The 25367-nt window shown below is 66.9% G+C and carries 27 protein-coding genes, 2 tRNA genes and 2 pseudogenes; 19 read left to right on the forward strand and 12 right to left on the reverse strand.

The window, feature by feature from the left end:
* Positions 1-2: 2 nt before the first annotated feature.
* Genes BS74_RS10345 through BS74_RS10360 form a run of 4 tightly spaced genes read right to left on the reverse strand, consistent with a single transcriptional unit; the run spans position 3 to position 2558 of the window.
* On the reverse strand, positions 3-275 hold the full coding sequence (locus BS74_RS10345) for a hypothetical protein (protein ID WP_038058467.1): 273 nt from the start codon (positions 273-275) through the stop codon (positions 3-5).
* The gene (locus tag BS74_RS10350) at positions 272-1063 is read right to left on the reverse strand and encodes a PSP1 domain-containing protein (RefSeq protein ID WP_038058468.1); all 792 of its coding nucleotides are present in this window, start codon (positions 1061-1063) and stop codon (positions 272-274) included. The genes BS74_RS10345 and BS74_RS10350 overlap by 4 nt, the downstream gene beginning before the upstream one ends.
* Positions 1060-1869, reverse strand: a complete 810-nt coding sequence (locus tag BS74_RS10355; protein ID WP_038058469.1) for a DNA polymerase III subunit delta' — start codon at positions 1867-1869, stop codon at positions 1060-1062. The genes BS74_RS10350 and BS74_RS10355 overlap by 4 nt, the downstream gene beginning before the upstream one ends.
* Positions 1836-2558 carry a metallophosphoesterase family protein gene (locus BS74_RS10360; RefSeq protein ID WP_038058470.1) on the reverse strand — a complete coding sequence of 241 codons (723 nt, stop codon included), beginning with the start codon at positions 2556-2558 and terminating at the stop codon, positions 1836-1838. The genes BS74_RS10355 and BS74_RS10360 overlap by 34 nt, the downstream gene beginning before the upstream one ends.
* A 23-nt stretch (positions 2559-2581) precedes the next feature.
* On the opposite strand from BS74_RS10360, the gene BS74_RS10365 reads away from it, so the two are divergent.
* Both BS74_RS10365 and BS74_RS10370 read left to right on the forward strand, forming a co-directional pair.
* The gene (locus BS74_RS10365) at positions 2582-3250 is read left to right on the forward strand and encodes a hypothetical protein (protein WP_038059184.1); all 669 of its coding nucleotides are present in this window, start codon (positions 2582-2584) and stop codon (positions 3248-3250) included.
* A 13-nt stretch (positions 3251-3263) separates the two neighbouring features.
* Complete coding sequence (locus BS74_RS10370; protein WP_038058471.1) at positions 3264-3464, forward strand: hypothetical protein; 201 nt, start codon at positions 3264-3266, stop codon at positions 3462-3464.
* A 170-nt stretch (positions 3465-3634) separates the two neighbouring features.
* Here BS74_RS10370 and BS74_RS10375 read toward each other — a convergent pair whose 3' ends face one another.
* Both BS74_RS10375 and BS74_RS10380 read right to left on the reverse strand, forming a co-directional pair.
* Positions 3635-4057 (reverse strand): hypothetical protein, encoded by a 423-nt coding sequence (locus tag BS74_RS10375; RefSeq protein ID WP_038058472.1) that lies wholly within the window; start codon positions 4055-4057, stop codon positions 3635-3637.
* 87 nt (positions 4058-4144) lie between these two features.
* Entirely contained in the window at positions 4145-5113 is a 969-nt protein-coding gene (locus BS74_RS10380; protein WP_185747728.1) for a tetratricopeptide repeat protein, read from the reverse strand.
* Here BS74_RS10380 and BS74_RS10385 point away from each other — a divergent pair.
* The 10 genes and pseudogenes from BS74_RS10385 to BS74_RS10430 all read left to right on the forward strand — a co-directional run bounded on the left by BS74_RS10385 (position 5070) and on the right by BS74_RS10430 (position 15645).
* A complete protein-coding gene (locus BS74_RS10385) occupies positions 5070-6293 on the forward strand; it encodes an MFS transporter (RefSeq protein ID WP_038058473.1) in 1224 nt (407 codons plus the stop codon). The genes BS74_RS10380 and BS74_RS10385 overlap by 44 nt on opposite strands.
* A 54-nt stretch (positions 6294-6347) precedes the next feature.
* Positions 6348-8320, forward strand: a pseudogene (thrS, locus tag BS74_RS10390) (threonine--tRNA ligase).
* Positions 8320-9102 (forward strand): PaaX family transcriptional regulator, encoded by a 783-nt coding sequence (locus BS74_RS10395; RefSeq protein WP_038058477.1) that lies wholly within the window; start codon positions 8320-8322, stop codon positions 9100-9102. Before thrS ends, BS74_RS10395 begins: the two are co-directional and overlap by 1 nt.
* Positions 9103-9112: 10 nt before the next feature.
* A pseudogene (locus tag BS74_RS10400) lies at positions 9113-10302 on the forward strand (ABC transporter substrate-binding protein).
* A gap of 43 nt (positions 10303-10345) precedes the next feature.
* Positions 10346-11542 carry an ABC transporter substrate-binding protein gene (locus tag BS74_RS10405; RefSeq protein ID WP_038058478.1) on the forward strand — a complete coding sequence of 399 codons (1197 nt, stop codon included), beginning with the start codon at positions 10346-10348 and terminating at the stop codon, positions 11540-11542.
* A gap of 113 nt (positions 11543-11655) precedes the next feature.
* On the forward strand, positions 11656-12423 hold the full coding sequence (locus tag BS74_RS10410; RefSeq protein ID WP_038058480.1) for a sugar phosphate isomerase/epimerase family protein: 768 nt from the start codon (positions 11656-11658) through the stop codon (positions 12421-12423).
* A 95-nt stretch (positions 12424-12518) separates the two neighbouring features.
* Positions 12519-13241 carry a c-type cytochrome gene (locus tag BS74_RS10415; RefSeq protein WP_038058481.1) on the forward strand — a complete coding sequence of 241 codons (723 nt, stop codon included), beginning with the start codon at positions 12519-12521 and terminating at the stop codon, positions 13239-13241.
* Positions 13242-13250: 9 nt separating this feature from the next.
* Positions 13251-13733, forward strand: coding sequence for a hypothetical protein (locus tag BS74_RS10420; RefSeq protein WP_038058483.1), 483 nt, complete (start codon positions 13251-13253; stop codon positions 13731-13733).
* 10 nt (positions 13734-13743) lie between these two features.
* Positions 13744-14373, forward strand: a complete 630-nt coding sequence (locus tag BS74_RS10425; RefSeq protein ID WP_038058484.1) for a QcrA and Rieske domain-containing protein — start codon at positions 13744-13746, stop codon at positions 14371-14373.
* A gap of 9 nt (positions 14374-14382) precedes the next feature.
* A complete protein-coding gene (locus tag BS74_RS10430) occupies positions 14383-15645 on the forward strand; it encodes a cytochrome b (RefSeq protein ID WP_038058486.1) in 1263 nt (420 codons plus the stop codon).
* A 78-nt stretch (positions 15646-15723) separates the two neighbouring features.
* Here the strand turns inward: BS74_RS10430 and BS74_RS10435 are convergent, their stop codons facing one another.
* Positions 15724-17343 carry a 30S ribosomal protein S1 gene (locus BS74_RS10435; RefSeq protein WP_038058487.1) on the reverse strand — a complete coding sequence of 540 codons (1620 nt, stop codon included), beginning with the start codon at positions 17341-17343 and terminating at the stop codon, positions 15724-15726.
* Positions 17344-17542: 199 nt separating this feature from the next.
* Between BS74_RS10435 and BS74_RS10440 the strand changes: the two genes are divergently transcribed.
* The 5 genes from BS74_RS10440 to BS74_RS10460 are packed head-to-tail and all read left to right on the forward strand — an operon-like array spanning position 17543 to position 20106.
* The gene (locus BS74_RS10440; protein WP_038058488.1) at positions 17543-18658 is read left to right on the forward strand and encodes a M20 family metallopeptidase; all 1116 of its coding nucleotides are present in this window, start codon (positions 17543-17545) and stop codon (positions 18656-18658) included.
* Positions 18655-19131 (forward strand): YbaK/EbsC family protein, encoded by a 477-nt coding sequence (locus BS74_RS10445; RefSeq protein WP_038058489.1) that lies wholly within the window; start codon positions 18655-18657, stop codon positions 19129-19131. Before BS74_RS10440 ends, BS74_RS10445 begins: the two co-directional genes overlap by 4 nt.
* Before the next feature lies 1 nt (position 19132).
* Positions 19133-19411, forward strand: coding sequence for a hypothetical protein (locus tag BS74_RS10450; protein ID WP_038058490.1), 279 nt, complete (start codon positions 19133-19135; stop codon positions 19409-19411).
* 9 nt (positions 19412-19420) lie between these two features.
* Positions 19421-19705, forward strand: coding sequence for a hypothetical protein (locus BS74_RS10455; RefSeq protein WP_038058491.1), 285 nt, complete (start codon positions 19421-19423; stop codon positions 19703-19705).
* Positions 19706-19707: 2 nt separating this feature from the next.
* The gene (locus BS74_RS10460) at positions 19708-20106 is read left to right on the forward strand and encodes a hypothetical protein (protein ID WP_038058498.1); all 399 of its coding nucleotides are present in this window, start codon (positions 19708-19710) and stop codon (positions 20104-20106) included.
* Between the two features lie 146 nt (positions 20107-20252).
* On the opposite strand, the gene BS74_RS10465 is transcribed toward BS74_RS10460, so the two are convergent.
* Together BS74_RS10465 and BS74_RS10470 are read right to left on the reverse strand one after the other, a co-directional pair.
* On the reverse strand, positions 20253-21608 hold the full coding sequence (locus BS74_RS10465; RefSeq protein ID WP_038058500.1) for an alanine/glycine:cation symporter family protein: 1356 nt from the start codon (positions 21606-21608) through the stop codon (positions 20253-20255).
* A gap of 2 nt (positions 21609-21610) precedes the next feature.
* On the reverse strand, positions 21611-22435 hold the full coding sequence (locus BS74_RS10470) for a DUF4388 domain-containing protein (RefSeq protein ID WP_051946853.1): 825 nt from the start codon (positions 22433-22435) through the stop codon (positions 21611-21613).
* Between the two features lie 94 nt (positions 22436-22529).
* Here BS74_RS10470 and BS74_RS10475 point away from each other — a divergent pair, with 94 nt between their 5' ends.
* Together BS74_RS10475 and BS74_RS10480 are read left to right on the forward strand one after the other, a co-directional pair.
* The gene (locus BS74_RS10475) at positions 22530-23237 is read left to right on the forward strand and encodes an alpha/beta hydrolase (RefSeq protein ID WP_038058501.1); all 708 of its coding nucleotides are present in this window, start codon (positions 22530-22532) and stop codon (positions 23235-23237) included.
* A gap of 10 nt (positions 23238-23247) precedes the next feature.
* Positions 23248-23994 (forward strand): ZIP family metal transporter, encoded by a 747-nt coding sequence (locus BS74_RS10480; RefSeq protein ID WP_038058503.1) that lies wholly within the window; start codon positions 23248-23250, stop codon positions 23992-23994.
* Here the strand turns inward: BS74_RS10480 and BS74_RS10485 are convergent.
* From BS74_RS10485 to BS74_RS10495, 3 genes are all read right to left on the reverse strand, one after another.
* Positions 23947-24663 (reverse strand): DNA/RNA nuclease SfsA, encoded by a 717-nt coding sequence (locus tag BS74_RS10485; protein ID WP_051946856.1) that lies wholly within the window; start codon positions 24661-24663, stop codon positions 23947-23949. The two genes, BS74_RS10480 and BS74_RS10485, sit on opposite strands and share 48 nt — an antisense overlap.
* Before the next feature lie 36 nt (positions 24664-24699).
* Positions 24700-24792 (reverse strand) — tRNA-Ser (locus BS74_RS10490).
* Positions 24793-24800: 8 nt separating this feature from the next.
* Positions 24801-24891: transfer RNA gene (locus tag BS74_RS10495), tRNA-Ser, on the reverse strand.
* Positions 24892-25367: the final 476 nt, after the last annotated feature.

The following is a 25367-nucleotide window of genomic DNA, read 5'->3' on the forward strand; positions in this document are numbered from 1 at the left end:
GCTCAGGGAGCAAAGGCCTTGGCCAGCCGCCCAAAGCGGCGGCTAAGGGTGAGGGTGCTGCCGTCTTGGAAGCGAAGGACCACAAACCCCCTGCCCAGGGTGAAGTCCACCACCTCCTCCCTGGCCAGGCCCTGGGCAAAGCGGGCGAAGCCATCCGCGCGCAGGTAGAGAAAACCCTCCCCCAAGGGGGTTCGCAGGAAGACCTGGGCCTCGGTGCCCTGGCGGTTCAGGGCGATGCGGCGCACCCACAGGGCAAAGGCCTGGGCTTGGCTCATGGGGCCAGCTCCTCCTTGGCCACCTCCACCGCCTTGCCCTCCTCCAGGAGGAGCTCCACCGTCCCCTTCAGGGGATTCACCTTCTGCACCTTGCCGCAGACCCCCTCCTTGGTGCATACCCGGGCGTTCTTGCGGGGGAGCTCCTTAAGGAGTTCCTGGTACACAGGATGCTCATAGGCCAGGCAGCAGAGGAGCCGGCCGCAGGGGCCGGAGATCTTCTCGGGGTTCAGGGGAAGCCCCTGGTCGCGGGCCAGTTTGATGGACACCTGGGCAAAACCCTGAAGCCAGGTGGAGCAGCAGGACTCCATCCCACAGGCCCCCAGGGTTCCCAGGTAGGCGGCCTCCTCCCGGGGGCCCTCCGCCAGGAACTCCACCCGGGCGCCAAAGCGTTCGGAAAGCTCCCGGGCAAAGCGCCGGAGGTTGACCCTCTCCTCCGCGGCGTAGTGCACGGCCAGGTGCCGGCCATCCAGGGTGAAATCGCACCCCAGCACCTTGGCACTCACCCCCTCTTCCTGCAGGCGGGCCCGCAGGTAAAAGGCCGCCTCCTCCGCCTTGGCCCGGAGCCTCGAGGCCAGGTCCAGATCCTCCTTGGTGGCCAGGCGCACCACCTCCCCGGCCTCCTTCTCCCCCCGGGGCGGGGTGCGCACCTTGCCCACCTCCAGACCCCGGCTGGTGCGCACCACCACATAGGCTTCCAGGGGAGGGGGCTCCCCTTGGAAGCGGAAGTAGCGCAGGACAGGGGTGCGGGCCTTGCGCAGATCGGCGTGCAGGCGAACGCCCACGGTCATGTTTCCAAGTCTAAGGCCAACCGGGCCAGGACCAGGTCCGGGCTCACATACCGCTCCAAGGCCTCCCGGGCGGCCTCCAGGGCCAGAAGCGCCCGGGGGAGGTGGCGGAAGGCGGCGTAAAGGGCAAAAATCCCTTCCTCATCGGCAAAAAGCTCCTTGAGGAGGGCCAACCGCCGCCAGGAGGAAGCCCCCCTCACCTCCCGGGCCTTCTCCATGCGGGCGCGAAAGGCGCCGGGGTCGGCCAGGGCCCTTAGGAGCCGGCCTGGAGCCCCAGCGGCGTAGGCCAGCAACTCCGGGTCCTGGGTCAGGGGGTAAAGCCGCTCCTCGGGCACGGGGGCAAAGGCCACCTCCAGGGCCCGGCTGGCCAGGGTGGGAAGGAGGGTGGCGCGGCTTGGGGCGATGAGGACGATGCGCCCATAGGAGGGGGGTTCTTCCAGAAGCTTCAGCAGGGCGTTGGCCGCGGCCTCGGTGAGGAGATGGGCGGCGTCCAGGACGGCCACCTTGACCCGCTCCCGGGGATGGGTGGCGAACCAGGCAAAAAGGGGTTCCACCTCCTCCAGGCGGATCTCCCCCATCCCCTTCAGGCCCCGCTCCTGGGGGCCGACCTCCAGGAGGTCGGGGTGCTCCCCCAGGGCGGGGGGAGGAAACCCCCGGTTGAGTCCCCAGGCGTACCAGCGGGCCACCCGGCGCCTTCCCACCCCTTCCGGCCCCGAGAAGAGCAAGGTGGAGGCCCCAAGCCGGGGGAGGAGCTCCAGGATGGCCTCGTGGCCGATTATTCCCCCAGGGTCAGGCGGGTGTAGAGCCATTGGGGGAACCCCTCCTCCGCCAGGCGATGGGCCACCTTGGCCATGTCGTACCCCACCCGGAAAAAGGCGATCCCCTCCCCCTCCCACAGGGCAAAGGCCGCCCCCGGAACCTGGTCGCGGGGCTGGCCCACCGAGCCCGGGTTGACCAGGGCCCGCACCGTGGGGGGCAGGAGGAGCTCCCCCCCCTCGGCGAAGCGTTGGTGGCGCACCCAGGGACGGGGCCCGGAAAGCTCCAAAAAAGCCCCCGCCAGGTGGGTGTGCCCGTGGAAGGTGAGGCGGTGCTCCGTGCAGTTAAAGGCCTGGCGGGCCAGCTCCAGCCCGTCCAGGTACTCCAGGGGATCGCAGGGGCTGCCGTGGACCAGAAGCGCCCCATCCACCTCCCTCTGCCAGGGCCAGGAGGCGAGGAAATCCAGGTGCTTGGGGGATAGCCTCGCCCGTTGCCAGGCCAGGATCTCCAGGACCACCCCCTTCTTGGGCAACCGGTCCAGGGCCAGAAGCCAGGCGTCGTGGTTGCCTAAGACGCACTGGGCCTCCACCTCCATTAGCCAGTCCAGCACCCGGTCCCCATCCGGATAGTAGCCCACCGCATCCCCCAGGAAGAGGACCCCATCAAAGGGGGGGGCCGCCTCCAGGACCGCCTGCAGGGCAGGCCAGTTGCCGTGGATGTCGGAGAGGACCAGGTAGCGCACGGGGTTTAGGATACCATGTGGCCATGGCTTCCTTACGGCGTTCCCTAGGGGAAGCGACCCTGTTGGAACGGCTTTCCGCGGACCTCGAGGTCCTTTCGGAGCACCTTCGGGCAGGGCTGGACGAGTTCGGCACCCTGTACTGCTACCTGGAGGGGGGACGGGGAGGAAGGACCTACCTCCTCCACGCCCCCTACCAGGAGGCCTTGCCCGTGCTCCAGGCCCTAAACGGCCTTTCCTTTCGGGGGCGTATCCTCCTGGCTCTGGACCCTTCCCCCCTCTCCCCCACCCTGGAGGGCCTTCCCCTTTCTGGCCCCACCCGGGCACCCTTGGCCCACCTCCTGGAAAGAGCCCGCCCCGACCGCCTCCTCTTGGCCTTTCCCGGGGAGGGCCTGGGCCAGGGCTTCCCGGGGGGCAAGGAGACCGCCGGCGAGCCCGACGGAACGGCCCCCCGCTGGCAACCCCTCGAGGCGGAAGGGGAACCCCTGACGCTCCACGTGGAAGCCCCCACCGGCCTCCTCTACCGCGAGGTGCGGGCCTACGGCCCCTGGGAAAGCCCTCCCCTTAACCTGGACCTACCCATAAGCCCGGGGCCCTACTGGGGAAGCGTGGGCACAGCCTTGGGGATTCCCACCTACGGGGTGGGTTTGGTAAACTTACGGGCAAGCCTGGAGGCGCTTCTCAGCCTCTGGTAGCAGGAGGGAGGATATGGCATACATCGCGCTGTTTGCCTTGGGAGCGGCCTTGGTGACCCTGCTCTTCTACCTGATCCTGAACCCCCGGGTGCTCACCACCGAAGGGGAGACCTTTGACCTGCGCTTCATCCTCTTCATGCTGATGCTCATCATCCTGGCCGCCAGCACCGTGGCCCTGATGCTGACCCTGGGCAAGATGCACCACCTGCTTTAGCCCCTGCCCGGGCACGGAGTCTCGGGAAAGCCTCAGGGGCCCAAGGCCTGGACCCCCCCTCAGGGGTTCTGGTTTGGATATCCCGTCGCGGCTTGCGCCACGACAGGGGCCCCGGGAAGGCTTTGGGGATCGCCCTTCTTCACCTATCCACAACCTGCGGGCACCGGCCCTTAGGTCTTGGTGGCCTTTTGCTCCCCTTCCTGGGAAACCTGCCTTAGGTAGGCGAGGTCCTTTTCCAGCACCTGGCGGGTGGCCTCGAGGACCGGGGCGAACCCAGGGGGTAGCTCCCGGGCCAGCTGGTCCAGGCACACCAGAAGCCCCTCCACCATGACCTTCTCCTGCTCCCGCCTGCGCTTACCCCCCCTTAGGGCGCTATAGGCCAGATGCTCCAGCCGCCGCACCACGCACACCCTGGGCTCCCCCCCTACCCCAGCGCAGGGCAGGCCCTCTGCCCCGCTACAGGTGGCGTAGGCCTGGGGGTAAAGGGGAGCCAGCTCAGGATGCCCCAAAAGCGCTGGCCCCAGGGGGCCCGCATGGGCCGCGGCCAGGCGGAGGTATGCGGCGTGGCGGGCACGGCGGATCTCCACCTCCATGGTTTCATCTTAGACACGGGCCCTCGGGACAAATGCCCCAAAGGGGTATGGGGGTGGCCGCACCTTCCCTGACCCAAGGGCCCATACCTAAGGAAGCCGGAAAGGGCGCCTCAGCCCGGCCAAGGCGATGGCCCTGGCCTCCTCCGGGGCCCAAGAAAGGGCAAGAACCCCCCGGTAGGCCCTCAGGGCCCGTTCCCTTTCCCCGGCCAGGTCCAGAAGCTGGCCAAAGCGGGCCAGCAGGTACCCCGGCAGGTAGCCGGGGTGTTGGAAATCCAGGCGGAACACCTCCTCCATGAGGGCCAGGGCCTCCTGCCACTCCCCCGCCGCCAGGTAAATCTGGGCCGCCAAGTAGAGGGCCTCAGGGCTTCCTATCTGGAAGAGGCCCTCAAGAAGCCCTCCCCAGTCGTCCTCCTCCTTAAGCTGCCAGGCCCGGTCCAAAAGGGCCCTTTGCCGCTCCGCCTCCGTGGGTTCATGGGCCTGGGGCAGGGCCTGGGGGAAGGCCTCGGCCAGAAGGGCATAGTCCAGGAGCTCCGCCACCACCGCCCCCTCCCTACCCCTCAAGGCCTCCGCTACCCTTGCCATGCGGCGGGCCCGGAATCCCGTGGCCGGACCTTCCCCGAAGGCCTGGACGTACCCCCCATAGATCCGGCGCAGATGGGCCAAGAAGGCCTCCGAGCCCAGGCCCTCCGGGGTGAGGGGAGTCTGGAGAAGCTGCACCAGCTCCCGGTCAAAAGCCTGCATCTTCTCCAGATGGGCCCGCCCTATGGGGTGCTGGGCCAAGGCCTCTCGGAAGGCCTCCGCCTCCCCCTTGAGATGGGCCTCCTCGTCCAAGGCCACCACGGGTATCCCCTTCTCCTCCGCCCAGGGAAGCAGGTGGAAAAGAAGGGGGTCCTCCTCCCGCCAAAGCCCTTCCCTTAGGCTCTCCTCCGAGTGGGAGGCCAGGTAAAGGACAGGGGCGCGGGCCCTTTCCAAAAGGGCCAACACCGTGGCGGCGTTGTAGCGTGGATGCAGGATGTGGAAGGGCCCAAGGGAAGGAAGGAGCAACATCCTCACCATCTTAGACCTCCGGGACCGCAACTACCGCCTGGCGGTGGTGAACGGCTGGCTGGTGTGGCTTGGGGATACCTTTTTGCACCCCAACATCGTCCTCACCAGCTTCGCCGCCAAGCTGGGGGCGCCCGGGGCCCTGATCGGCCTCCTCCCCGCCTTGCTCCAGGCCGGGGGCATGGTCCCCCAGGCCTTCCTGGCCCCCTACGTGGCCCGCTTTCCCCGGAAGATCGTGCTTTACCGGAAGGTGGCGGCCCTAAGGCTTCTGGGGGTGGTCCTCATGGCCCTTTCCGCCTTCTTCCTCGGGGCCTGGCCGCCCCTCCTCTTCCTCGGCTTCCTTCTGGGCCTCCTCCTCAACGCCCTCTTCACCGGGGTCAGCAGCCTCCCCTTCTGGGAGGTGGTGGCCAAGACCACGCCCCCGGCAAGGCGCGCCGCCCTTTTCTCCGCCCGCAACCTCGTGGGGGGGCTCCTGGCCTTCCTGACGGGGTTTGGAGTCCGGGAGATCCTCGCCCTTCCCCTTCCCTTCCCCCTCCCCTACGCCCTCCTCTTCGCCCTGGGAGCCTTGGCCTTCGGCACGGGCTGGTACCTTTTCGGCCTTACCCAGGAACCCGAGGAACCCCCCCGGGAGGAGCGCCTGGACCTCCGCCTGCCCCTAAGGAGCGCGGGTTTTCGCCGCTACCTGCGGGTGCGGGTGCTTTTGGGCCTGGCGGGGATGGCCGAGCCCTTCTATGCCGTCTATGCGGTGCGCACCCTGGGGCAGGGGCAGGAGCTTGGCCTTTACCTCTCCCTTTACGCCCTTGCCTTTACCCTTTCCAACCTGCTTTGGGCCAGGATGGCGGAACGGGGTTCCAAGGGGGTCCTCCAGGTGGGGGCCTTCCTGGCCCTTTGGGCTCCCCTTCTGGCCCTCCTCCTCCCCCCGCCCCTCTTCGGGCTGGTCTTCCTGCTCCAGGGGGCCTATTTGGCCGCCCTGGGCCTGGCCACCACCACCTACCTCCTCAACCTGGCCCCTCCCGGGGAGCGGAGCGCCTTTATCGGGCTGGCCAACACCGTGGCTGGGGTTTTCGCCTTCACCCCGGTGCTGGGAGGGTGGCTGGCCGATGGCCTGGGCTTCCCCAGCCTCTTCATCCTGGCGGCCTTCTTCTACGCCTGGGCCTTTTATGCGGGAAGGAAGCTCCCGCAGGAGGGGTAGGCGTCCTCGCCCCCAACCCGCACCCCGGCCCTCGAGGTGTGTATAGTAGGGTCCATGGTGGTCTACTTGCCGGATGGGAAGGCCCTCGAGGTGGAGGAGGGCGCCACCGCCTGGGACGTGGCCCGGGCCATAGGCCCGGGGCTGGCCAAGGCCGCGGTGGGCGCCTTGGTGAACGGGGAGGTGTATGACCTCCTAAAACCCCTTCCCCCAGGGGCCCAGGTGCGGATCCTCACCGAGAAGGACCCCGAGTACCAGCTCCTCTTCCGCCACACCCTGGCCCACGTGCTGGCCCAGGCGGTGAAGGAGTTCTTTGCCGAAAAGGGCTACGATCCGGAAAGCGTGAAGCTGGGGGTGGGGCCGGTGATTGAGAAGGGCTTTTACTACGACATCGACGCCCCAGAACCCCTCTCCGATGAGGACCTGCCCGCCATAGAGGAGAAGATGCGGGCCATCATCGCCAAAGACCTCCCCTTGCGCCGCTACGTGTTGCCCCGGGAGGTGGCCCTGGCCCGCTACCAGGGCAAGGACCCCTACAAGACCGAGCTCATCCTGGACCTGCCCGAGGACGAGGAGATCAGCTTCTACCAACAAGGGGACGAGGCCTACGGCTTCACCGACCTCTGCCGCGGACCCCACGTGCCCTCCACGGGCCGCATCCCCCCCACTTCAAGCTCACCCACGTGGCCGGGGCCTACTGGCGGGGGGATGAACGGCGCCCCATGCTCCAGCGGGTCTACGGGGTGGCCTTCCGCACCGCCGAGGAGCTGAAGGAATACCTTTGGCAGCTGGAGGAGGCCAAGAAGCGGGACCACCGCCGTTTGGGGCGGGAGCTGGAGCTGTTCCTGATCGACCCCATGGTGGGCAAGGGGCTGGTGCTTTGGCTCCCCAAGGGCAACGTGATCCGGGAGGAGCTCATCGCCTTCATGCGGGAGGAGCAGATAAGGCGGGGCTACCAGCTGGTCACCACCCCCCACATCGGGAGCCTGGAGCTCTACAAGACCAGCGGCCACTACCCCTACTATGCGGAAAGCCAGTTCCCCCCCATCCGCTTCCCGGAGGGGGAGGAAGAGTACCTCCTCAAGCCCATGAACTGCCCCCACCACATCCGCATCTACGCCCATAAAAAGCGCTCCTACCGGGAGCTCCCCCTAAGGCTTGCCGAGTTCGGCACCGTCTACCGCTACGAGAAGGCGGGGGAGCTTCTGGGCCTAACCCGGGTGCGGGGCTTCACCCAGGACGACGCCCACCTCTTCTGTACCCCCGAGCAGGTGAAGGAGGAGTTTCTCGGGGTTTTGGACCTGGTGCTGAAGGTGCTTTCCACCCTGGGCCTAAAGGACTACAGAGCCCGCATCGGCACCCGGGACCCCAAAAGCGACAAGTACGTGGGGGACGAGGCCAAGTGGGCCCTGGCGGAAAGGCAGATTGAGGAGGCGGCCCTGGAAGCCGGCCTCCACTACACCGTGGAGGAAGGGGATGCCGCCTTCTACGGCCCCAAGCTGGACTTCGTGGTGAAGGACGCCCTGGGGCGGGAGTGGCAGCTTGGCACCATCCAGGTGGACTACAACCTCCCCGAGCGCTTCGGCCTCACCTACGTGGGGCCGGATGGCCTGGAACACCGCCCCGTCATGATCCACCGTGCCCCCTTTGGCTCCTTGGAGCGCTTCATCGGCATCCTCATAGAGCACTTCGCCGGGGACTTTCCCCTATGGCTTTCCCCGGTGCAGGCCGTGGTGGTGCCGGTCTCGGAAAAGCAGGAGGACTACGCCAAGGAGGTGGTCTTTAGGCTCAAGGAGGCGGGCCTCAGGGCCGAGGCGGACCTGCGCCCGGAGCGCATGCAGGCCCGCATCCGCGACGCCGAGGTGGGGAAGGTCACCTACATCCTGGTGGTGGGGGACAAGGAAAAGGCCGAGGGCACGGTGAGCGTGCGCAGGCGGCTCAAGGGGAACCTGGGAACCATGCCCCTGGCGGTTTTCCTCGAGGGGGTCCTTAAGGAATACAAGGAACGCCTCTTGGAGCCAGCCTTCTGATGCGGGCCCGATCCACCATCTTCACCCTCTTCATGGAGTATGTCTACCCGGAACGGCAAGCCCGGGTCCAGGACCTCATCGCCATGATGGAGGTCCTGGGCTTCTCCGAGGCGGCGGTGAGGGCGGCCCTTTCCCGGAGCGCCAAAAGGGGCTGGGTGGTGGCCAAGCGGCGGGGGCGCATGGCCTACTACGCCCTCTCCGACCGGGTGTTCTGGCAGGTGCGCCAGGTGCGAAGGCGCCTTTACGAGGCCCCACCTCCCTGGGACGGGCGTTTCCTTCTGGTCCTTCCGGAGGGCCCCAAGGAACGGGGGGAAAGGGAGCGCTTCCGGCGGGAGATGGCCCTTTTGGGCTACGGCAGCCTGCAAAGCGGGGTCTACCTGGGGGCAGGGGTGGACCCCGCCGCCACCCGGGAGCTCCTCGCCTTTTACGGGCTTTCCGCCACCCTCTTCCGGGGCGAGCACCTGGGGCCGAGGGAGGAGGTGCTCCGCGCCTTCCCCCTGGAGGAGGCCTCGGCCCACTACCAAACCCTCCTCGCCCACCTCCCCCCAACCCCTGAGGACCCCCTTCTGGCCTTCCAGGCCCTGACCCGCCTGGTGCACGAGATGCGCAAGCTCCTCTTCCTAGATCCCCTCCTGCCCCCCGAACTCCTCCCGCCAGGCTTCCTTGGCTCCTCCGCCCGGGAACGCTTCCTCGCCCTCCGAAAAGCCCTTTACCGGCAGGCCGAGCCCTTCCTTAAGGGGCTATCCCTTCCCCTCTCAGCCCTCTCACCCCAGGCGGGATAACCTTTAGGGGATGAGGCGGTTGCTAGGCCTTTCCCTGATCCTTGCCACCTTGGCCCAGGCCCAGGTGGTCATCCCCTTCTGGCACACGGCGGGCCCCCCGGGGAACGGCGTCTTGGAGGAGGCCATAAGGAGCTTCAACGAGTCCCAGCGCACCTACCGGCTCGAGGCCCGCTACGTGGGGGACTACCGGGAAGCCGGGGTCAAGCTCCTGGCCGCCTTGCGCTCGGGGGGGCCCCGGTGCTTTTCCACGGGGAGCTCTCCTTCCTGCCCCGCTTGGCCCAGGAAGGAGTGGCCTTGGCCCTGAACCCCTACCTGCAAAACCTGCCCAAGGACGTGTATCCGGAGATGATGCGCACCACCCAGGTCCGGGGGCAGGCCTATGGCCTCCCCCTGGGGCTTTCCGTGCCCGTCCTCTACTACAACAAGGACGCCTTCCGCGCCAAGGGCTTGAAGCCCCCCAGGACCTGGGCCGAGGTGGAGGAGGCGGCCGCTAAGCTCACCAGCCGCACCAGCAAGGGGCTTGTCGTCTCCACGGACATCTGGAGCTTCAACGCCTTGGTGATGAGCCTCGGGGGGAGCCTGGTCAAGGATGGGCTTCCCGCCTTCACCTCCAAGGAGGTGGTGGAGGCCTTGGAGATGCTCCACCGCATGGTGCAGAAGGGGCACGCCCAGGCCAGGAACCTGGCCGAGGCCCAGTTCGCCGTGGCCGACTTCCTGCGCACCAAGGCCTTCATGGGCCTTGGCCCCACCACCGCCTTGCCGGTGGTGCTGGCCCAAACCTCCTTGCCCTTCCAGGTGGGCATGGCCCCCCTGCCCCGGCGGGAAGGGGGTGCGGTGCCCCTTTCCGGGGCGGCCTTGGCGGTGCTCAAGGGGGCAAGCCCAGAACAGGCCCGGGGGGCGGTGGCCTTCTGGCTGCACTTCCTGGAACCCAAGCGCCAAGCGGAGTGGGTGCGCACCACCTGGTACCTACCCCTGAGGCGGGAGGCGGAAAAGGAGCTGGCCGATTTCCTGAAGGACCCCGAGAGGCAGGCGGTCTTCGCCCAAGCGGAGGTGGGGCGTCCCTGGAGCCAGGACCCGGAGCTGGTGGTCTGGTACGGCTTCCTGGAGGAGGCCCTGGAGAGGAGCCTGAAGCAGGGGGTGAGGCCCCAGGTGGCCCTCGAGGAGGCCCAGAGGAAAGCCCTGGCGGTGGAGAAGCGCTAGGGGCTGACCCGCTGCTGACAGGGGGGATGGTAAAATCCCTTCCATGAAAAAGCTCCTCGCCCTGGTCTTCCTCCTCCTTCCCGGCCTGGCCCAGGTGGAGGTCTCCTTTTGGCATTCCATGGATGGCCCCGCGGGCAGGCTCCTTTCCGCCTTCGCCCAGGAGTTCAACGGCAAGCAGTCCCAGTACCGGGTGTCGCCCCAGTACGTAGGGGACTACCGGGATGCGGAAACCAAGCTGGTGGCCGCCCTGCGCACCGGGGCTCAGCCCGTCCTCTTCCAGGCAGAAATCTCCTTCTTCCCCCGGCTGGTGGGGGAGGGCCGGGCCTTGGCCCTGGATGCCCACCTGAGCCTGGAGCGGGCCTTCCTGGAAGACCTCTTTGAACCCGCCTGGAACTACGGGGTCATGGAGGGCAAGCGTTACGGTCTTCCCCTGAACACCTCCACCCCCGTTCTCTTCTACAATCTGGACGCCCTCCGGGCCAAAGGGCTGAAGGCCCCAAGGAACTGGAGGGAGTTTGAGGAGGTGGCCAGGGCCCTCACCTCCCGTCAGGCCAAGGGCTTCATCTTCGTCACCGACCCCCAGGCCTGGCTTTTTGAGGCCATGGTGACCAGCCGGGGTGGAAGCCTGGTGAAGGAGGGAAGGCCCAACTTCACCTCCAAAGAGGCCCTGGAGGCCCTGGAGATGCTCTGGCGCCTGAACAAGGCGGGGGCCCTCTCCGCAAGGAGCATGGCTGAGGCCACCTTCGCCCAGCTGGACTTCGTGCGCACCAAGGGGATGATGGTCATGGCCTCCATCGCCAACTGGCCCGCCGCGGAGAACTTCTCCTTCGCCTTCACCCTGGGGGTGGCCCCGGTGCCCCGGGAACCGGGGGGCAGGGTGCCCATGGGGGGAGCCCAGCTGGTGGTCCTCAAGGGGGCCACGGAAGCCCAGGTGCGGGGGGCTTTGGAGTTTTGGAAGTACCTGATGGAACCCCAGAACGTGGCCCGCTGGGTGGAGGCCAGCTACTACGTGCCCGTGCGCAAGTCGGCCATTCCCCTCCTGGAGGGCTTCTACCGGGAAAACCCCTTCCGCAAGGTGGCCTTTGAGCAGATCGCCTACGCCCAGGAGCGCCCCCGCCATCCCCAGTTCTCCGCCTGGGCCAGCGTCCTGGCCGAGGCCCTGGAGAAGGCGCTAAAGGGCGGCGTACCCCCCCAGCGGGCCCTGGAGGAGGCCCAGAGGAAGGCGGAGGCCCTCCGGTAAGACCACCCCACCCTGGCCGGGGACCCGAGAAGCCCCTTATCCAAGCCGCGTCGGGGAGTGTAAGGGGCGCAACAGGGGGTTGGCTCCTCCATAAAGACCCTAAAATGGCAGGGATGCGCCTAGGCTTTAGCCCTTTTAATGCGGAGATGGGTTACGAGGAAGCCTTCCGCCTGGCGGCGGAGCTGGGGCTAGACCTCGAGGTCCCCTACGACCTGCACGAGGTCCTACCCCTTCCCGACCCCAAGGCCCTGCGGGCCACGGGGGAGGCCTTAGGGGTGGGGTTCACCCTGCACCTGCCCTTCGTGGAGATGAACCCCGCCAGCCTCATCCCCAGCGTCCGCGCCCTGGCCGAGGAGCGCCTTAAGCGGGCCCTGGAGTTTGGCGAGGCCCTGGGGGCCAAGGTGGGCGTGCTCCACACCGGCCAGGTGCCCGTGCGCCACCCCATGGCCCTAAGCCTGGCCCGGGAGGCCCTGGAAAAGACCCTCTCCGCCCTCCTTCCCCTCCCTTTCCCCGTGGCCCTGGAAAACCTGGCCCTCTCCGAGGAGGACCTCCTCCGGGGCCCGGAGGAGCTCAAGGCCCTCCTGGACCGTTTCCCCCAGTACGGGTTCTGCCTGGATGTGGGCCATGCCCTGGTGGAACTGGGCTCCCTGGGCCCCCTCCTCTACTGGGAGGCCTTGGAAGGCCGGATCCTCCACCTCCACCTCCACGACAACCACGCCCGCAGGGATGACCACCTGCCCGTGGGCGCAGGCGGGGTGCCCTGGGAAAGGCTGGCCCCCCGGCTCAGGGACTTTCCCGCCACCGCAACCCTGGAGGTGGGTGGGGGCAGCCAAGGGGTGCGGCAAAGCCTCTCCCGCCTCCAAACCCTCCTCGCCTCCTAACCCCCCTTCCATAAGCGGGGACATCTGTCCTTGCCGGGCCTCACTTATAGTAGTGAGGTGGGGGTTTGTACACCCCCTTCACAAAGGGAGGCAGAATGGTCGTAGACCGGATTGAGGTGTACCTGGACGGGGCCAGCGAACCCCTGGCGGTTCTGAGGGAACCCCCCTACCGGCTGAATCTGGACACCCGAAAGATCCCGGATGGGGAGCATGTCCTGCGGGTGGTGACCCACTTCCGTGGGGGAGGTAAGGAGATCAAGGAGATCCCCTTCACCGTCAACAACTACCCCGACGTGATGGTCCTGGGCCTAGACGAGGGGGGCGAGGTGGCGGGGAACCTCGAGCTCCGGCTGGCCGTGGGGGAACCCGAGCTCCCGGTGGAGCCGGTGCGCTTCAACCCCATCTGGTACGCGGTGGCCTCGGTGATCGTGCTGGGCGGGATCTGGGCCTACTTCGCCTTGAGCCCGGCCGCCGAGAGGATCGTGGCTGAGGTGGCCCCCCCTGCCCAGGAATCCCACGCCCCCGCGCAGGGAGGCGCCGCGGCGGGGGTGGACCCGGCCCTCATGGAGAAGGGCAAGTCCCTCTTTGAGGCCAACTGCGCCGCCTGCCACGGGGCGAACGGCCAGGGGATGCCCCCGGTTATGCCGGCCCTGGCGGGCAACGCCAACCTGAAAGACGCCCAGATGATCCTGAACGTCGTCAAGAACGGGCGGGGAGCCATGCCCGCCGTGGGCGCCGCCTTCTCGGACGAGGAGCTCAAGGCCGTGGCCACCTACATCCGCAACAGCTTTGGGAATAGCTTCGGCCCGGTGGAGTAGGAGGGTGGCATGTACCGTAACGACCCCATCGTCCCCACCTTTGCCCTCATCTTCGCCGCGGGCCTCTTCTACCTGGCCTACCTGGATGGGCTCCACATCGCCCGCCTCCTGGGCCACACCCCGGAGGAGCTCTCCGTGGGCCAGATCGGCCTGATGGCCTTCGGCGCCGTCCTCCTCCTTTACGGCCTGATCGGCCTGGTGTCCTACTGGCTGGAAGGGGTAGAGCTCCGCCCCGGCCGCCACTTCCCCACCCCCTCCACCGCCCCCGTGGCCGCGGGGGTCATCCTGGTCCTCCTCCTCACCGCCCTTTCCGGCTTCTTCGTCCGCCTCATCCTCTACTCGGCCCAGACCGGGCACAACCCCACCTGGCTCCAAGGCGCCGTCTTCGGGGGCATCAGCCTGGTGGTGGCGGCCCTTTTGGGCATCTACAAGAAGTTCTTCGGCCGGGACGAGGTGGTCACCGAGGAGGAAAAGAGCCACTTCCCTTGGTAAGGGGTGAAGCATGGACGAACGCGAGATCCGCTTGCAAAAGTCCCGTAGGCGGCTTTTCCTGAAGACCGCCATCGGCACCGGAATCGGCCTTTCCCTGGTTTCCGCCTTCTACGTGGGGGCCAGCCTGCGTCCCAAGGCCGAGGTCACCCCGGAGAAAGAGCCCTTGAAGCCCGGGGACATCCTGGTCTACGCCCAAGGCGGGGGGGAGCCCAAGCCCATACGTCCGGAGGAGCTCAAGCCCGGGGACCCCTTCCTCCTGGCCTACCCCATGGACCCCAAGAGCAAGGTGGTGAAAAGCGGGGAGGCCAAGAACACCGTCTTGGTGGTGCGCTATAGGCCCGAAGAGCTTGCCCCAGAGGTGGCCCAGCACGGAGTGGAAGGCATCGTGGCCTTCTCGGCCGTCTGTACCCACCTGGGGTGCATCATAAGCCAGTGGGTGGCGGACAAGAAGGCGGGCCTTTGCCCCTGCCACGGGGGGACTTTTGACTTCGCCCAAGGGGCCAAGGTCATCTCCGGCCCCCCGCCCAGGCCCGTGCCCCAGCTTCCCCTCAAGGTGGAAGGCGGCCTCCTGGTGGCCGCAGGGGAGTTCTTGGGCGAGGTGGGGGTGAAGGCGGAAGCGGGCTTCTGCCGTCACGTCTAGGAGGAGAGCATGTACAAGTGGCTTGACGAACGCTTGGACCTCACCAGCCTTTACCAGAAGGTCCTGCGCAAGGCCTTTCCCGTACACCACTCCTTCTTCCTGGGAGAGATCACCCTCTTTGCCTTCCTCGTCCTGGTCCTCACCGGGGTCTTCCTCACCCTGAACTTTGAGCCCTCCATCCGGGAGGTGAAGCTCCCGGATGGCCGCACGGTGCCCGCCGCCTACGCCAGCGTCCTCTATATCGATAGCCTGCCCTTCGGGGCGGTGATCCGTAGCCTCCACCACTGGTCGGCCCACGTGATGATCGCCGCCGCCTTCTTGCACATGCTGCGCATCCTGCTCACGGGGACCTACAAGAAGCCCCGGGAGCTCAACTACCTGGTGGGCCTGGCCCTTTTGGGCCTGGCGGTGGTCACCGCCTTCACCGGCTACGCCCTGCCCTACGACAACTATGCCGTCACCGCCACCCGCATCGGCTACGGGATCGCCGCCTCCATACCCTGGGTGGGCGGGGCCATAGCGGAGGTGATGTTCGGGGGAGAGTTCCCGGGCTCAACCAAGTCCATCCCCCGGCTTTTTAGCCTGCACGTCCTCTGGCTCCCCCTCCTCCTCATGGCCCTCATCGGGGGCCACCTGGCCATCATGATGAAGCAGAAGCACACCCAGCCCCGCTACGCGGAGCGGGTGGCCCCGGGGAAGATCCTGGGCGTGCCCATGTACCCCCAGCAGATGGTGATGATGGGCATCCTCTTCGCCCTTTATGTGGGCATCATGACCCTGATCGCCGGGGCTTTCCTGGCCCACCCCATCGAGGCCTTCGGGCCGCCCACCCCCAACACCCCCGCGGTCAAGCCCGACTGGTACTTCCTCTGGATCTACGGCATCCTGCAGCTCATCCCCTCCACCTGGGAGTTCCACCTCTTCGGGGCCACCATCGGGCCGGAGTTCATCGGAGGGGCGATCATCCCCGGCATCCTGGGCCTGGTGGGCCTCCTCCTGCCCTTCGTGGATGTGCGCAAGGACAAGATGCGCTACATGGAGCTCCCCTCGGAGCACCCGGTGCGCACCAGCGTCATCCTGGCCCTTTTGGTCTTCTTCCTCATGAGCTCCCTGGCGGGGTACAAGATCGACTTCCAGCAACAAGGCTCCATCCTGGGCAACAACGCCGTGCTCTGGACCCTGGTCCTGGGAGGCCCCCTGCTCACCTACCTGGTTTCCTACACCCTGCTGCGCATCTTCTACGGCAAGGAGAAGGAAAAGGCCCTCCAGTAAAGCCCTCATGCCCCCCAGGCCTGGGGGGCAAAAAGAAGGGGCCCCGCCATCGGGCGGGGCCCCAAGCCTTTTTGGGGCTTAGGAGGACTTCTCCTCCTCGAGGCCCAGGCTCGCCAGGAGGTCGCCGTAGAGATCGCCCAGCTTCACGCTGGCGCTGGCCGTGGGGATGGCGGAGGCGTCGTAGAGGTTGTACTCGGCCACCGCCCCGTACTCGTACTCCCGGCGCTCCTCCCGGCGCGGGGCAGGTTTCCGCTTGCCCCGGGCCTCCTTGCCCTTGGCCCGGCGGGGACGCTCCTCCTCGGCCTTGGGGGGCGGAGGGGGCAGCAGGCGCTTGCGGGAAAGGGAGATCCTTTGCTCCACGGGGTCGATGTTGAGGACCACCACCTCCATCTCCTCCCCCTTCTTGAAGAGGGCGGCGGGGTTCTCAATGCGCCCGTGGTCCAGCTCGGAAATGTGGACCAGCCCCTCCATGCCCGGCTCCAGCTCCACGAAGACCCCGAAGTCGGTGATGCCGGTGATCTTGCCCTTGACCACGGTGCCCGGGGGGTACTTTTCCGTGAGGAGCTGCCAGGGATCGGGCTGGGTCTGCTTAAGGCCCAAGGAGAGGCGGCGCTCGGCGGGGTCCAGCCGCAGGACCACCGCCTCCACCTCGTCGCCCTCCTTCACCACCTCGGAGGGGTGCTTGGGGCGCTTGGTCCAGGAAAGCTCGGAGATGTGGATGAGCCCCTCGAGGCCAGGCTCCACCTCCACGAAGGCCCCGAACTGGGTGAGGCCCACCACCTTACCCCGGACGCGGCTTCCCACCGGGTACTTCTCGGCCACCGTGAGCCAGGGATCGGGGATGAGGGCCTTGATGGACAGGTTCACCCGCTCCTTGGCGGGGTCCACGGAAACCACCTGGGCCCGCACCTTCTGCCCCTTATGGATCACCTCCTTGGGGTGATGGAACCGGCCCCAGGTGATCTCGGAGCGGTACACCAGGCCGTCCACCGGACCCAGGTTCACAAAGGCCCCGAAGTCGGTGACGTCCACCACCGTGCCCTCCACCACCTGCCCGGGCTCAAGGCTCTGGAAAAAGGCCTCCTTGGCCCGCTTCTGCTCCTCCTCCAACACCGCCCGACGGGAGAGGAGAACCCTCTCCTTTTTGCGATTGAACTCAATGATCTTCGCCAGGATCTGCTGGCCCACGTAGGCATCCAGGTTGGGGATGCGCTTGAGGTCCAGCTGCGAAGCGGGGATAAAGGCGGATACGCCCTCCAGGTCGGCAATCACGCCGCCCTTGACCTTCTCCTTGACGGTGACGGTCACCGGCTCGCCCTTCTCGTAAAGCTCCCGGATGCGGTCCCAGTGCTCCGTGGCCTCCACCCGCTTGCGGGAGAGGACAACCTGGCCCGTTTCCGGGTCCACCTTGATCACCTGGACCCGCACCTGGTCACCAGGCTTCAAAAGGGCCCGTAGCTCCTCTTCGGGAAGGGGCTTTTTCGTAAGCTCGTTGAAAGGAATGGTGCCTTCCGTCTTGGCGCCGATATCTACCGCCACACCCTCCGAGCCCACCAGGACCACCTTGCCCGTCAGGATCTGGCCGGGGCGCACGCGCTTTTCCAAGCGGGCCTCCGTCTCCTGCAGGGCCTCCTCCATGCTGAAGGCCTGGCCTGGGGTCAAGTTGGCTTCGCTGACCTGGGTCGCCTTTTCTTCCATGCCGCCTCTTTCCTCCTTACGCGCCTTCCAGGGAAGGCGGGCGCATCTTGCGCGCGTCCACACGAAAAGGAGGGGGAGAAGCCTCACTCCCCGCTTCCGTGTGAACCGGCCCCGAAGGGCATACCCTTCCTTTATACCACGGGGAGGCCCCCTTGCCAAGAGGCCCAAAGCCCCGTGGAGCTTGGGCCATAATGGACCCATGGAGACCCTAGCCTGGATGCAGGCAAAGCTACCCGAGTTTTTAAAGGACCTCGAGGCCTTTGTGCGCCGGGAATCCCCCTCCAGGCACCTAAAGGGCCTTCAGGAGGCGGCAGCCTTTTTGGAGGAAGCCTTCGGGCCCCTTCAAGGGCGGCTTTCCCGTAAGGACACCCCCCTGGGCCCCATCCTCCTTTTGAAGCGGGAAGGGGAAGGAAGCCCGGTCCTCATCCTCTGCCACTACGACACCGTCCACCCCCAGGGAAGCTTCCCCGAACCCTTCCGCCTGGAAAGGGACCGGGCGGCAGGACCAGGGGTCTACGACATGAAAGGGGGGATTATCGCCCTACTCTACGCTCTCCGCCACGCGGAGGCCACGGGGAGAAAGCTCCCCGCCTTGGAAATCCTCTTTACCCCTGACGAGGAGATCGGCTCCCAGGAAAGCCGGCCCCTCATCGAAGCCGCCGCCAGGAAGGCCCGGGCCGTCTTGGTCCTCGAGCCCCCCACGGCGGAAGGCGACCTGAAGGTGGCCCGAAAAGGGGTGGGGCTCTACCGCCTTAAGGCCCTGGGCAAGGCCGCCCACCAAGGGGTGGAGCCGGAAAAGGGGGTAAACGCCATCCTGGAACTCGCCCACCAGATCGTGAGGGTGGCGGCCCTGGAGGACCGGGAAAGGGGAACCACCCTGGGCCCCAACGTGGTGGCGGGGGGCACGGCGAGCAACGTGGTGGCGGAGGAGGCCTGGGTGGAAATTGACCTGAGGGCCTGGAGCCTGGAGGAGGCCCGGCGGGTGGAGGAAGGCCTTAAGCGCCTCACCCCCATCCTCCCTGGGGCCCGGCTGGAGCTTTCCGGAGGCCTGAACCGCCCCCCCATGGAGCCCACCACGCAAAGCCTGGCCCTTTTTGAAAAGGCCCGGGCCATCGGGGAGGCCCTGGGCCTCTCCTTGCGCCCCGGCCGGGTGGGCGGGGGCTCGGACGGGAACTTCACCGCCGCCCTGGGGGTGCCCACCCTGGATGGCCTTGGCCTTTACGGGGGCGATGCCCACCAGAAGACTGAGTACGTGGTGGTCTCGGAGATCCCCAGGCGGGTGGCCCTCCTGGCCGAACTCCTCTACGCCCTATGAGCCTCTCCCCCTCGGCCAAAAAGGTGCAAAGGGCCTTGGAGGCCAAGGGCTTTGGCCACCTAAGGGTGGTGGAGCTTCCCACCTCCACCCGCACCGCAAGGGAGGCGGCGGAGGCGGTGGGGGCCGAGGTGGGGCAGATCGTGAAGAGCCTGGTCTTCGTGGGGGAGGGAGGGGCCTACCTCTTCCTGGTGAGCGGCAGGAACCGCCTGGACCCCTCCAAGGCCCAAAAGGTCACGGGCGAAGCCCTGCGAAGGGCCACCCCCGAGGAGGTGCGCGCCCTGACGGGTTACGCCATCGGCGGGGTGCCCCCCGTGGGGCACGACACCCCGCTTCCCGCCTTTTTGGATCAGGACCTTCTGGCCTACCCCCGGGTCTGGGCCGCAGGGGGTACGCCCAAGGCCCTCTTCTCCCTGACCCCCAGGGAGCTCCTGGCCCTCACGGGGGCCCAGGTGGCGGATCTAAAGGAGGCCTAGGGTGTGGTTCCTCCGCAAAGACCCCCACGTGAAGCCCGAGGGCCCCTTGGCCTTCCGGGTCCGGGTGCGCACGAAAAGCGGGGAGGTGGTGGAGCTCCGGCTCTCCAAGAGCATGGAAATAAGCCCGCATGAGGGGGGCTATTACGTCCGCAAGGAGATCGTGGCCCCAAGGAGCCTGGACCGGGCGGTCTTGGAGATCTGGTTTGACCGCGGCTACCGCCCGGTGCGCAAAAACGTTGAGGGGGGAGAGCTTATACCTATCCGGGAATGGAACGGCTAGAATGGGGCCATGGAAAAACTCCTGCTACTCCTAGGCCTTTTGGTCATGGTCTACAACGTCCTTTACGGCTTTCGGCTTAAGCGGGCCATCCCCGGAGGGGTCATGGGGGAAAGGGGCGGGCAGATGCTGGGGCTCATCGTCTTCTTCGCCGTGGCGTACCTGGTGGTCCTGGTCCTCACCTGGAGCGAGCCCAGTAGCCTCCTTCTCCTCCTCCTCTCCCTGATCCTCCTCCTGGGGGCGGTTTTCGTCTACATGGTGCTGCGCCTGGTGGACGCCATCGTGGCCTCCTTGTAGCCATGGTCTTCCGCCGCAACCCCAATCCCCCGGAAACCGACTGGAAGCCCACCCCCGAGGAGTGGCGGGTCTATACCCTCTGCGACGGTCGGCGCACCGAGGAGGAGGTGGTGCGGGAAAGCGGCCTGGGGGAGGAGGCCTACGTCCTCCTGGCTTCCCTTCTCAAGCGGGGCCTGATCCTGCCCGTGGAGGGGGCCACAGAGCTTTGCCAGAAGCTGGTGGGCCTCCTCAAAACCCGGCTTGGCCCCAAGGCCGAGCCCTTTGTGGCCCGCCTGGAGGGGTGCCAGAGCCGAGAGGCCCTGGAGGAGGAAGCCCTCAGGGTGGCCCTGAAGGTGAAGCTCACCCTGGACCGCAAGACGGGGGAGGAGCTGGAAAAAGCCATCCGGGCCCTATTCCGTTGAGGCGAAGCTAGCCCCGCAAGAACTCCTCCAAGTGGGGTTTGCCGCAAGAAAGGGGCTTTGCCCCCGACCCCTGGGCGGGAAAGTGAGGGCATTCCAGGGCTTTTCCGGGGCCCCGTCGTGGCCCAAGCCACAACGGGGTTCTTAGGTCAGCGGGGCGGTATCCAGGGCTCCCCCCGGAAGAAGCCGTAGACCAACCGGGCCACCACCGGCCCCAGGAGGATGAGGCCCAGGAGGTTCGGTATGGCCATGAGGCCGTTCAGGGTGTCGGAGATGGCCAAGAAGGCCTCGAGGCCCCCCAAGGGCCCCACAAAGGCCAAGACCGCGAAGGTGAGGCGGTAGGGCCAACGAATCCCCTCCCCGAAGAGGAAGGCCGCCGCCTCCTCCCCGTAAAACCCCCAGGAGACCATGGTGCCCAGGGCGAAGACCGCCACGGTGAGGGCCAGGATGAGCCCGCCCAAGGGGTGGGCCTGGAAGAGGGCGCCCGCGGCCTCGGCCGCACTCCCCGCCCCTCGCCAAAGGCCCGAGGCGATGAAGGTGAGGGCGGTGAGGCTGGTCACCAGGAAGCTCACGAACATCTCCGTGACCCCCCAGAAGCCCTGGCGCACGGGATGGTCCACCTGGGCCTGGGCGTGGGCGATGGGGGCAGAGCCCAAGCCCGCCTCGTTGGCGAAGATGCCCCGGCCAAGCCCCGCGTTGATGGCGGCGAAGAGGCCATAACCCGCCACGCCCCCCAAGGCCGCCTCCGGGCTGAAGGCCGCCCGGAAGACCAGGGCCAAGGCCTCGGGGATCTGGCCCCCGTAAACCAGAAGAAGGGGAACCACCGCCACCAGGAAAAGGAGGAGCTTCAGGGGCACCACCACCTGGGCGAAACGGGCCACCCACAGGATGCCCCCACCCAGCACCACCCCCACCAGGAGGGCCAGGAAAAGGCCCACCAAGGCGGGCGGTGCCCCCAAAGGGGCCAGGGCACCCCCCACCGCCCCGGCCTGGGAGAGGTTGCCGATGCCAAAGGCGGCCACCGCGGCGAAGAAGGCGAAGAAATAGGCCAGAAAGCGGAGCCGGGGAAGACCCCGGTACAGGTAGTACATGGGCCCGCCCGAAACCGAGCCATCGGCGAAGCGGAGGCGGTAGTGCACCGCCAGGGTGGCCTCGGCAAACTTGGTGCCGGTGCCAAAGAAGTAGCCCACCCACATCCAAAAAACCGCCCCAGGCCCCCCCGTGAGCACCGCCGCCAGCATGCCCAAAAGGTGCCCGGCGCCCACCGTGGCGGAGAGGGCCACCATGGTGGCCTGGAAGGGGGTGATCTGCCCGCCGAAGCCGTAAGCGCGCTCGCGGATGGCCCCAAAGGTCTCGCTGAAGGAAACCCGCATCATCCTGAGGGGGGCGCTGAACCAACGGATTTGGAAAATAACCAAATAAGCCCCCACCAGGAGGAAGACCAACTTCATGGGAAAGCCGTATACGATCCGGTTGAGAAAGTCGTTCAGGGCCAGAATATCCATGGCTACACCTCCGGCACCACCTCCACCTTATCCCCCCGCCTGAGGCGGAGGCGCCTAAGATCCTCCTCCAAAAGGCCAAGCCGCCCAGGGATGTTGGGCCTAGGCCGCACCTCCATCACGGCCTCGAGGCGCCTTAGGCGAAGGCGGAAGCCATGGCGGATGGCCCGGGCCCACTCGGCGAAAAGGGCCTCGTCCACATAGGCCACCCCGGACCCGGGGCCGTAGATGGGGAGGACCAAAAGGGAAGTGGGCGGCACCTCCACCAAGGGCACCGCCTCGAGGGCCCCCATCTGCAGCAGGGTGTGCAGGATGCGGGCCAGGCGCAAGACCCCGGGGGCCAGGAGCACCTCCACGATGCGCTTCCCCTCCACCTGGGCCAGGACCCGCAAGGCCTCGGGGCCAAGCTCCACCTGGCCTCCCTGGGCGGGCAGGCGCAAGACGTACCCCCAGTCGGAGGGCAGGGAAAGCCCCTGCCACACGGCTTGGGCCTCGCTCAGGCGGGCGGGCACCGCAAGCCCCCCCAGCAAGGTGGTGTGGGGTGGCAACGCCTCGGGCTCAAAGCGATAAGGCGCCCGCTTGAGGCCGGAAAGCAGGTCCAGGGCCTCCTCTCCCTCCAGGCCCTTCTCCCCAGACCAAACCCGGGCGTGGACCACCTGGCCCCCCCGCAAAAAAACCTCCCCCTCCAGGTAGGAGGAGCGGACCCAAAGCCTTCCCGTGCGCCCGGTGCTCATCAAAGCCCCCACCAGGGCCACAAAGGGAAACTCCGCAAGGTTACCTTCAAGATAGCCCTGCGGCTGACCAAGCTGACCTGAGGCTTCACCCAGCATTCCTCCCCGTTTTACCATGCCCCCTCCCCAGCGTCCAGGCGGGGTATCCTGGGGCTCTGCCCCAGGGGCAAACACCTTTGCGTAAGCTGGGGGCATGAACCTCCTTTTACTTCACGGGTTTACCTCCCATCCCGTCCTCACCCTGGGTCCCTTGCCCCAGGTGTTGCGGGAGGCGGGGTTTCAGGTGAGCCAGCCGGCCCTTCCCGGCCACGGCACGCGACCGGAGGACCTCCTCAAGGTGCGCTGGCAGGACTGGCTGGAAACAGCCCGGGCCGCTTACCGGGAGCTGCCCGAGCCTCGAGGGGTGGTGGGGCTTTCCATGGGCGCCCTCCTGGCCGCCCACCTGGCGGCGGAAACCCCCACCCAGGCCCTGGTGGCCCTGGCCCCAGCCCTAGCCCTCAAGCATCCCCTTGCCCCCCTGGCCCCCCTGGCCCCCCTCTTCGCCTGGCTCATTCCCCGCTTCCCCGGCCCCGATTCCATCCAGGACCCCGAGCGCAAAAGATCCAACCCCAACTACCCCTACTTCCCCACCCGGGCTTTGCCCCAGCTTCTGGCCCTGATGCGCCGCACCCCAGAGGTCCTGCCCAGGGTAGAGGCCAAGGCCCTGGTGGTGGAGGCGGGCCGGGACAAGGTGGTGCATGCTGCGGGGGTGCGGGGCTACTACGCCCTTTTGGGAAGCTCGCGGAAGGCGTACCTGGTCTTCCCGGAAAGCGGCCACGACCTTCTTCTGGACCGGGACCGGGAGGCGGTGGCCCAGGCGGTTCGGGACTGGCTTCTTGCTAACAATAATCACTTGCATTAAGCTTGAGGCTATGGAACCCTCATCCATCTCCCCCTGGAGCGTTTTCCTATACGCCCTCCTCACCGCCATCGCCACCGGTCTGGGGGCCATTCCCTTCCTCTTTACCCGGCACATCCTGGCCCACCACCTGGGCCTGGCCAACGCCGCGGCCGCTGGCCTGATGCTCTCGGCCAGCTTTGGCCTCATCTACGAGGGGGTGCACTACCACCTGGGCCGCACCCTTTTGGGGGTGGTCCTGGGCCTTGTTTTCATCCAACTTTCCCACCGCTTCCTCCACGGCCGGGAGGTGAGCTTCGGTACCCTAAACGGCCTGGACGCCCGGAAAGCCCTCATGATCGTGGGGATCATGACCCTACACTCCTTTGCCGAGGGGGTGGGGGTAGGGGTGGCCTTCGGGGGCGGGGAGGCGTTAGGGGTTTTCATCACCCTGGCCATCGCCGTGCACAACATCCCCGAGGGCTTGGCCATCAGCCTGGTTCTGATTCCCCGGGGCGTCGGCGTCCTAAGCGCTGCCCTGTGGAGCGTTTTCTCCAGCCTACCCCAGCCCCTCATGGCCGTGCCCGCCTTCCTCTTCGTGGAGGTGTTCAAACCCGCCCTCCCCGTGGGTCTGGGCTTCGCCGCCGGGGCCATGATCTGGATGGTGGCGGCGGAGATCCTTCCCGAGGCCCTAAGGGAGGCCAAGGCGGAAGGGGTGGCCACGGTGCTCACCCTAGCCGTGGCCCTGATGGTGGCCTTCCAGATTCTCCTTGGGGGGTAAGAAGACCCAGGGAAGCTCCCCATCCAGGTACAGGGCTTCCAAGGTGGGGCGGATCCGGAAGGCGAGCAACCTCACCCCCGCCTCCTTGGCTTCCCGGGCTGCCCGGTGCAGGAGCCGGTCCTCCGGATCCAGGGCGAAGGCCTGGGCCAAGGGATGCTGGACCATCCAGACGGCATAGGCCAGCCCCCCATCCCGGGCAAAAGCCGCCAGGAGCCTGAGGTGCCTGGCCCCTCGAGGGGTGGGGGCATCGGGGAACAGGGCCAAGCCCTCCTCCACCCGGTTGCAGTTCTTGGCCTCCAAGAAGGCTTCCTTCCCCCCGATCCGGGCCCAGAAGTCCAGCCTTTCCCCCCTGAGAGGCACCTCCCTCCTCAGGTTCCCAGGGCCTGGGCCGAGGGGGCCGAAAAACCCTTCCCTTATGAGCACCTCGAGGAGGCGGTTGGCCAAGGAGGCATCCACCCCCACCAAGACCCCTTGGCTTTCCACCAGGATCATCCGGCCCACCGTCTTGGGGGTGGGCCTGGGATGGTACCAGCAGGGAGTCCCGGGGAGGAGAAGCTCCCCCATCCGCCCCGAGTTGGGGAGGTGCAGGGGTCCCACGTCCGCCTCCACCAGGAAGCGGTTGCGCCTCTTGAGGAAGCGGCAAGGCTTTAGAGGGGGCAGGGGCCACATGGCCAAAAGTTTAGCCCGGTCAGGGACCGGGCTTTTTGGCGGAGAGGGCGGGATTCGAACCCGCGGTACCGGTTTTCCCGGTACAACACCTTAGCAGGGTGCCGCCTTCGACCACTCGGCCACCTCTCCAAGCTTTCTGGCGGAGGGTGAGGGATTCGAACCCCCGGTGGGCCTGAGGCCCACAGCGGTTTTCAAGACCGCCGCCTTCAACCGCTCGGCCAACCCTCCAAGGTATGGCCGCAATGCCTACTATGCGGCAAGCCTCCCGGGTTGTCAATCGGGCCAGGCTATGTTCAGCGGACCCGCCCCATCCGCCCCTCCCTCCTGGTTCTTGCCCATCTTGGCAAGGGAGTGCGACGAGATAGTGCACAGCGAGTGCCGATACACCCTCTGGAGAAATACGGGCTTTGAGTACTGTTCCTTTAGCTTTTGGTGCATATTGGCTCTGCCCCCCTTCTCCGGGCACTTCGTGGAACAGGAACGGGAGCAAATATGCTGGACACGATGCAAAAATGGCTATACCTACACGGCCGTGTATCACCAAAGACGCTCCCTGTTGGTGGGCTGTTGTGGCGGTGGGCTACCCCTCAAGCGGGGCGGGGAACCCTATAGAGGGCTTCCCGGCCGACAAGAGGAGCCCTTCCGCATCCTGCCCGAGGAAAAGAGGTAGGCTTTAGGCCCTCTCCTCCCAGAGGGATTTTCCC

It is taken from the genome of Thermus amyloliquefaciens (assembly GCF_000744885.1).
Classification (GTDB): domain Bacteria; phylum Deinococcota; class Deinococci; order Deinococcales; family Thermaceae; genus Thermus; species Thermus amyloliquefaciens.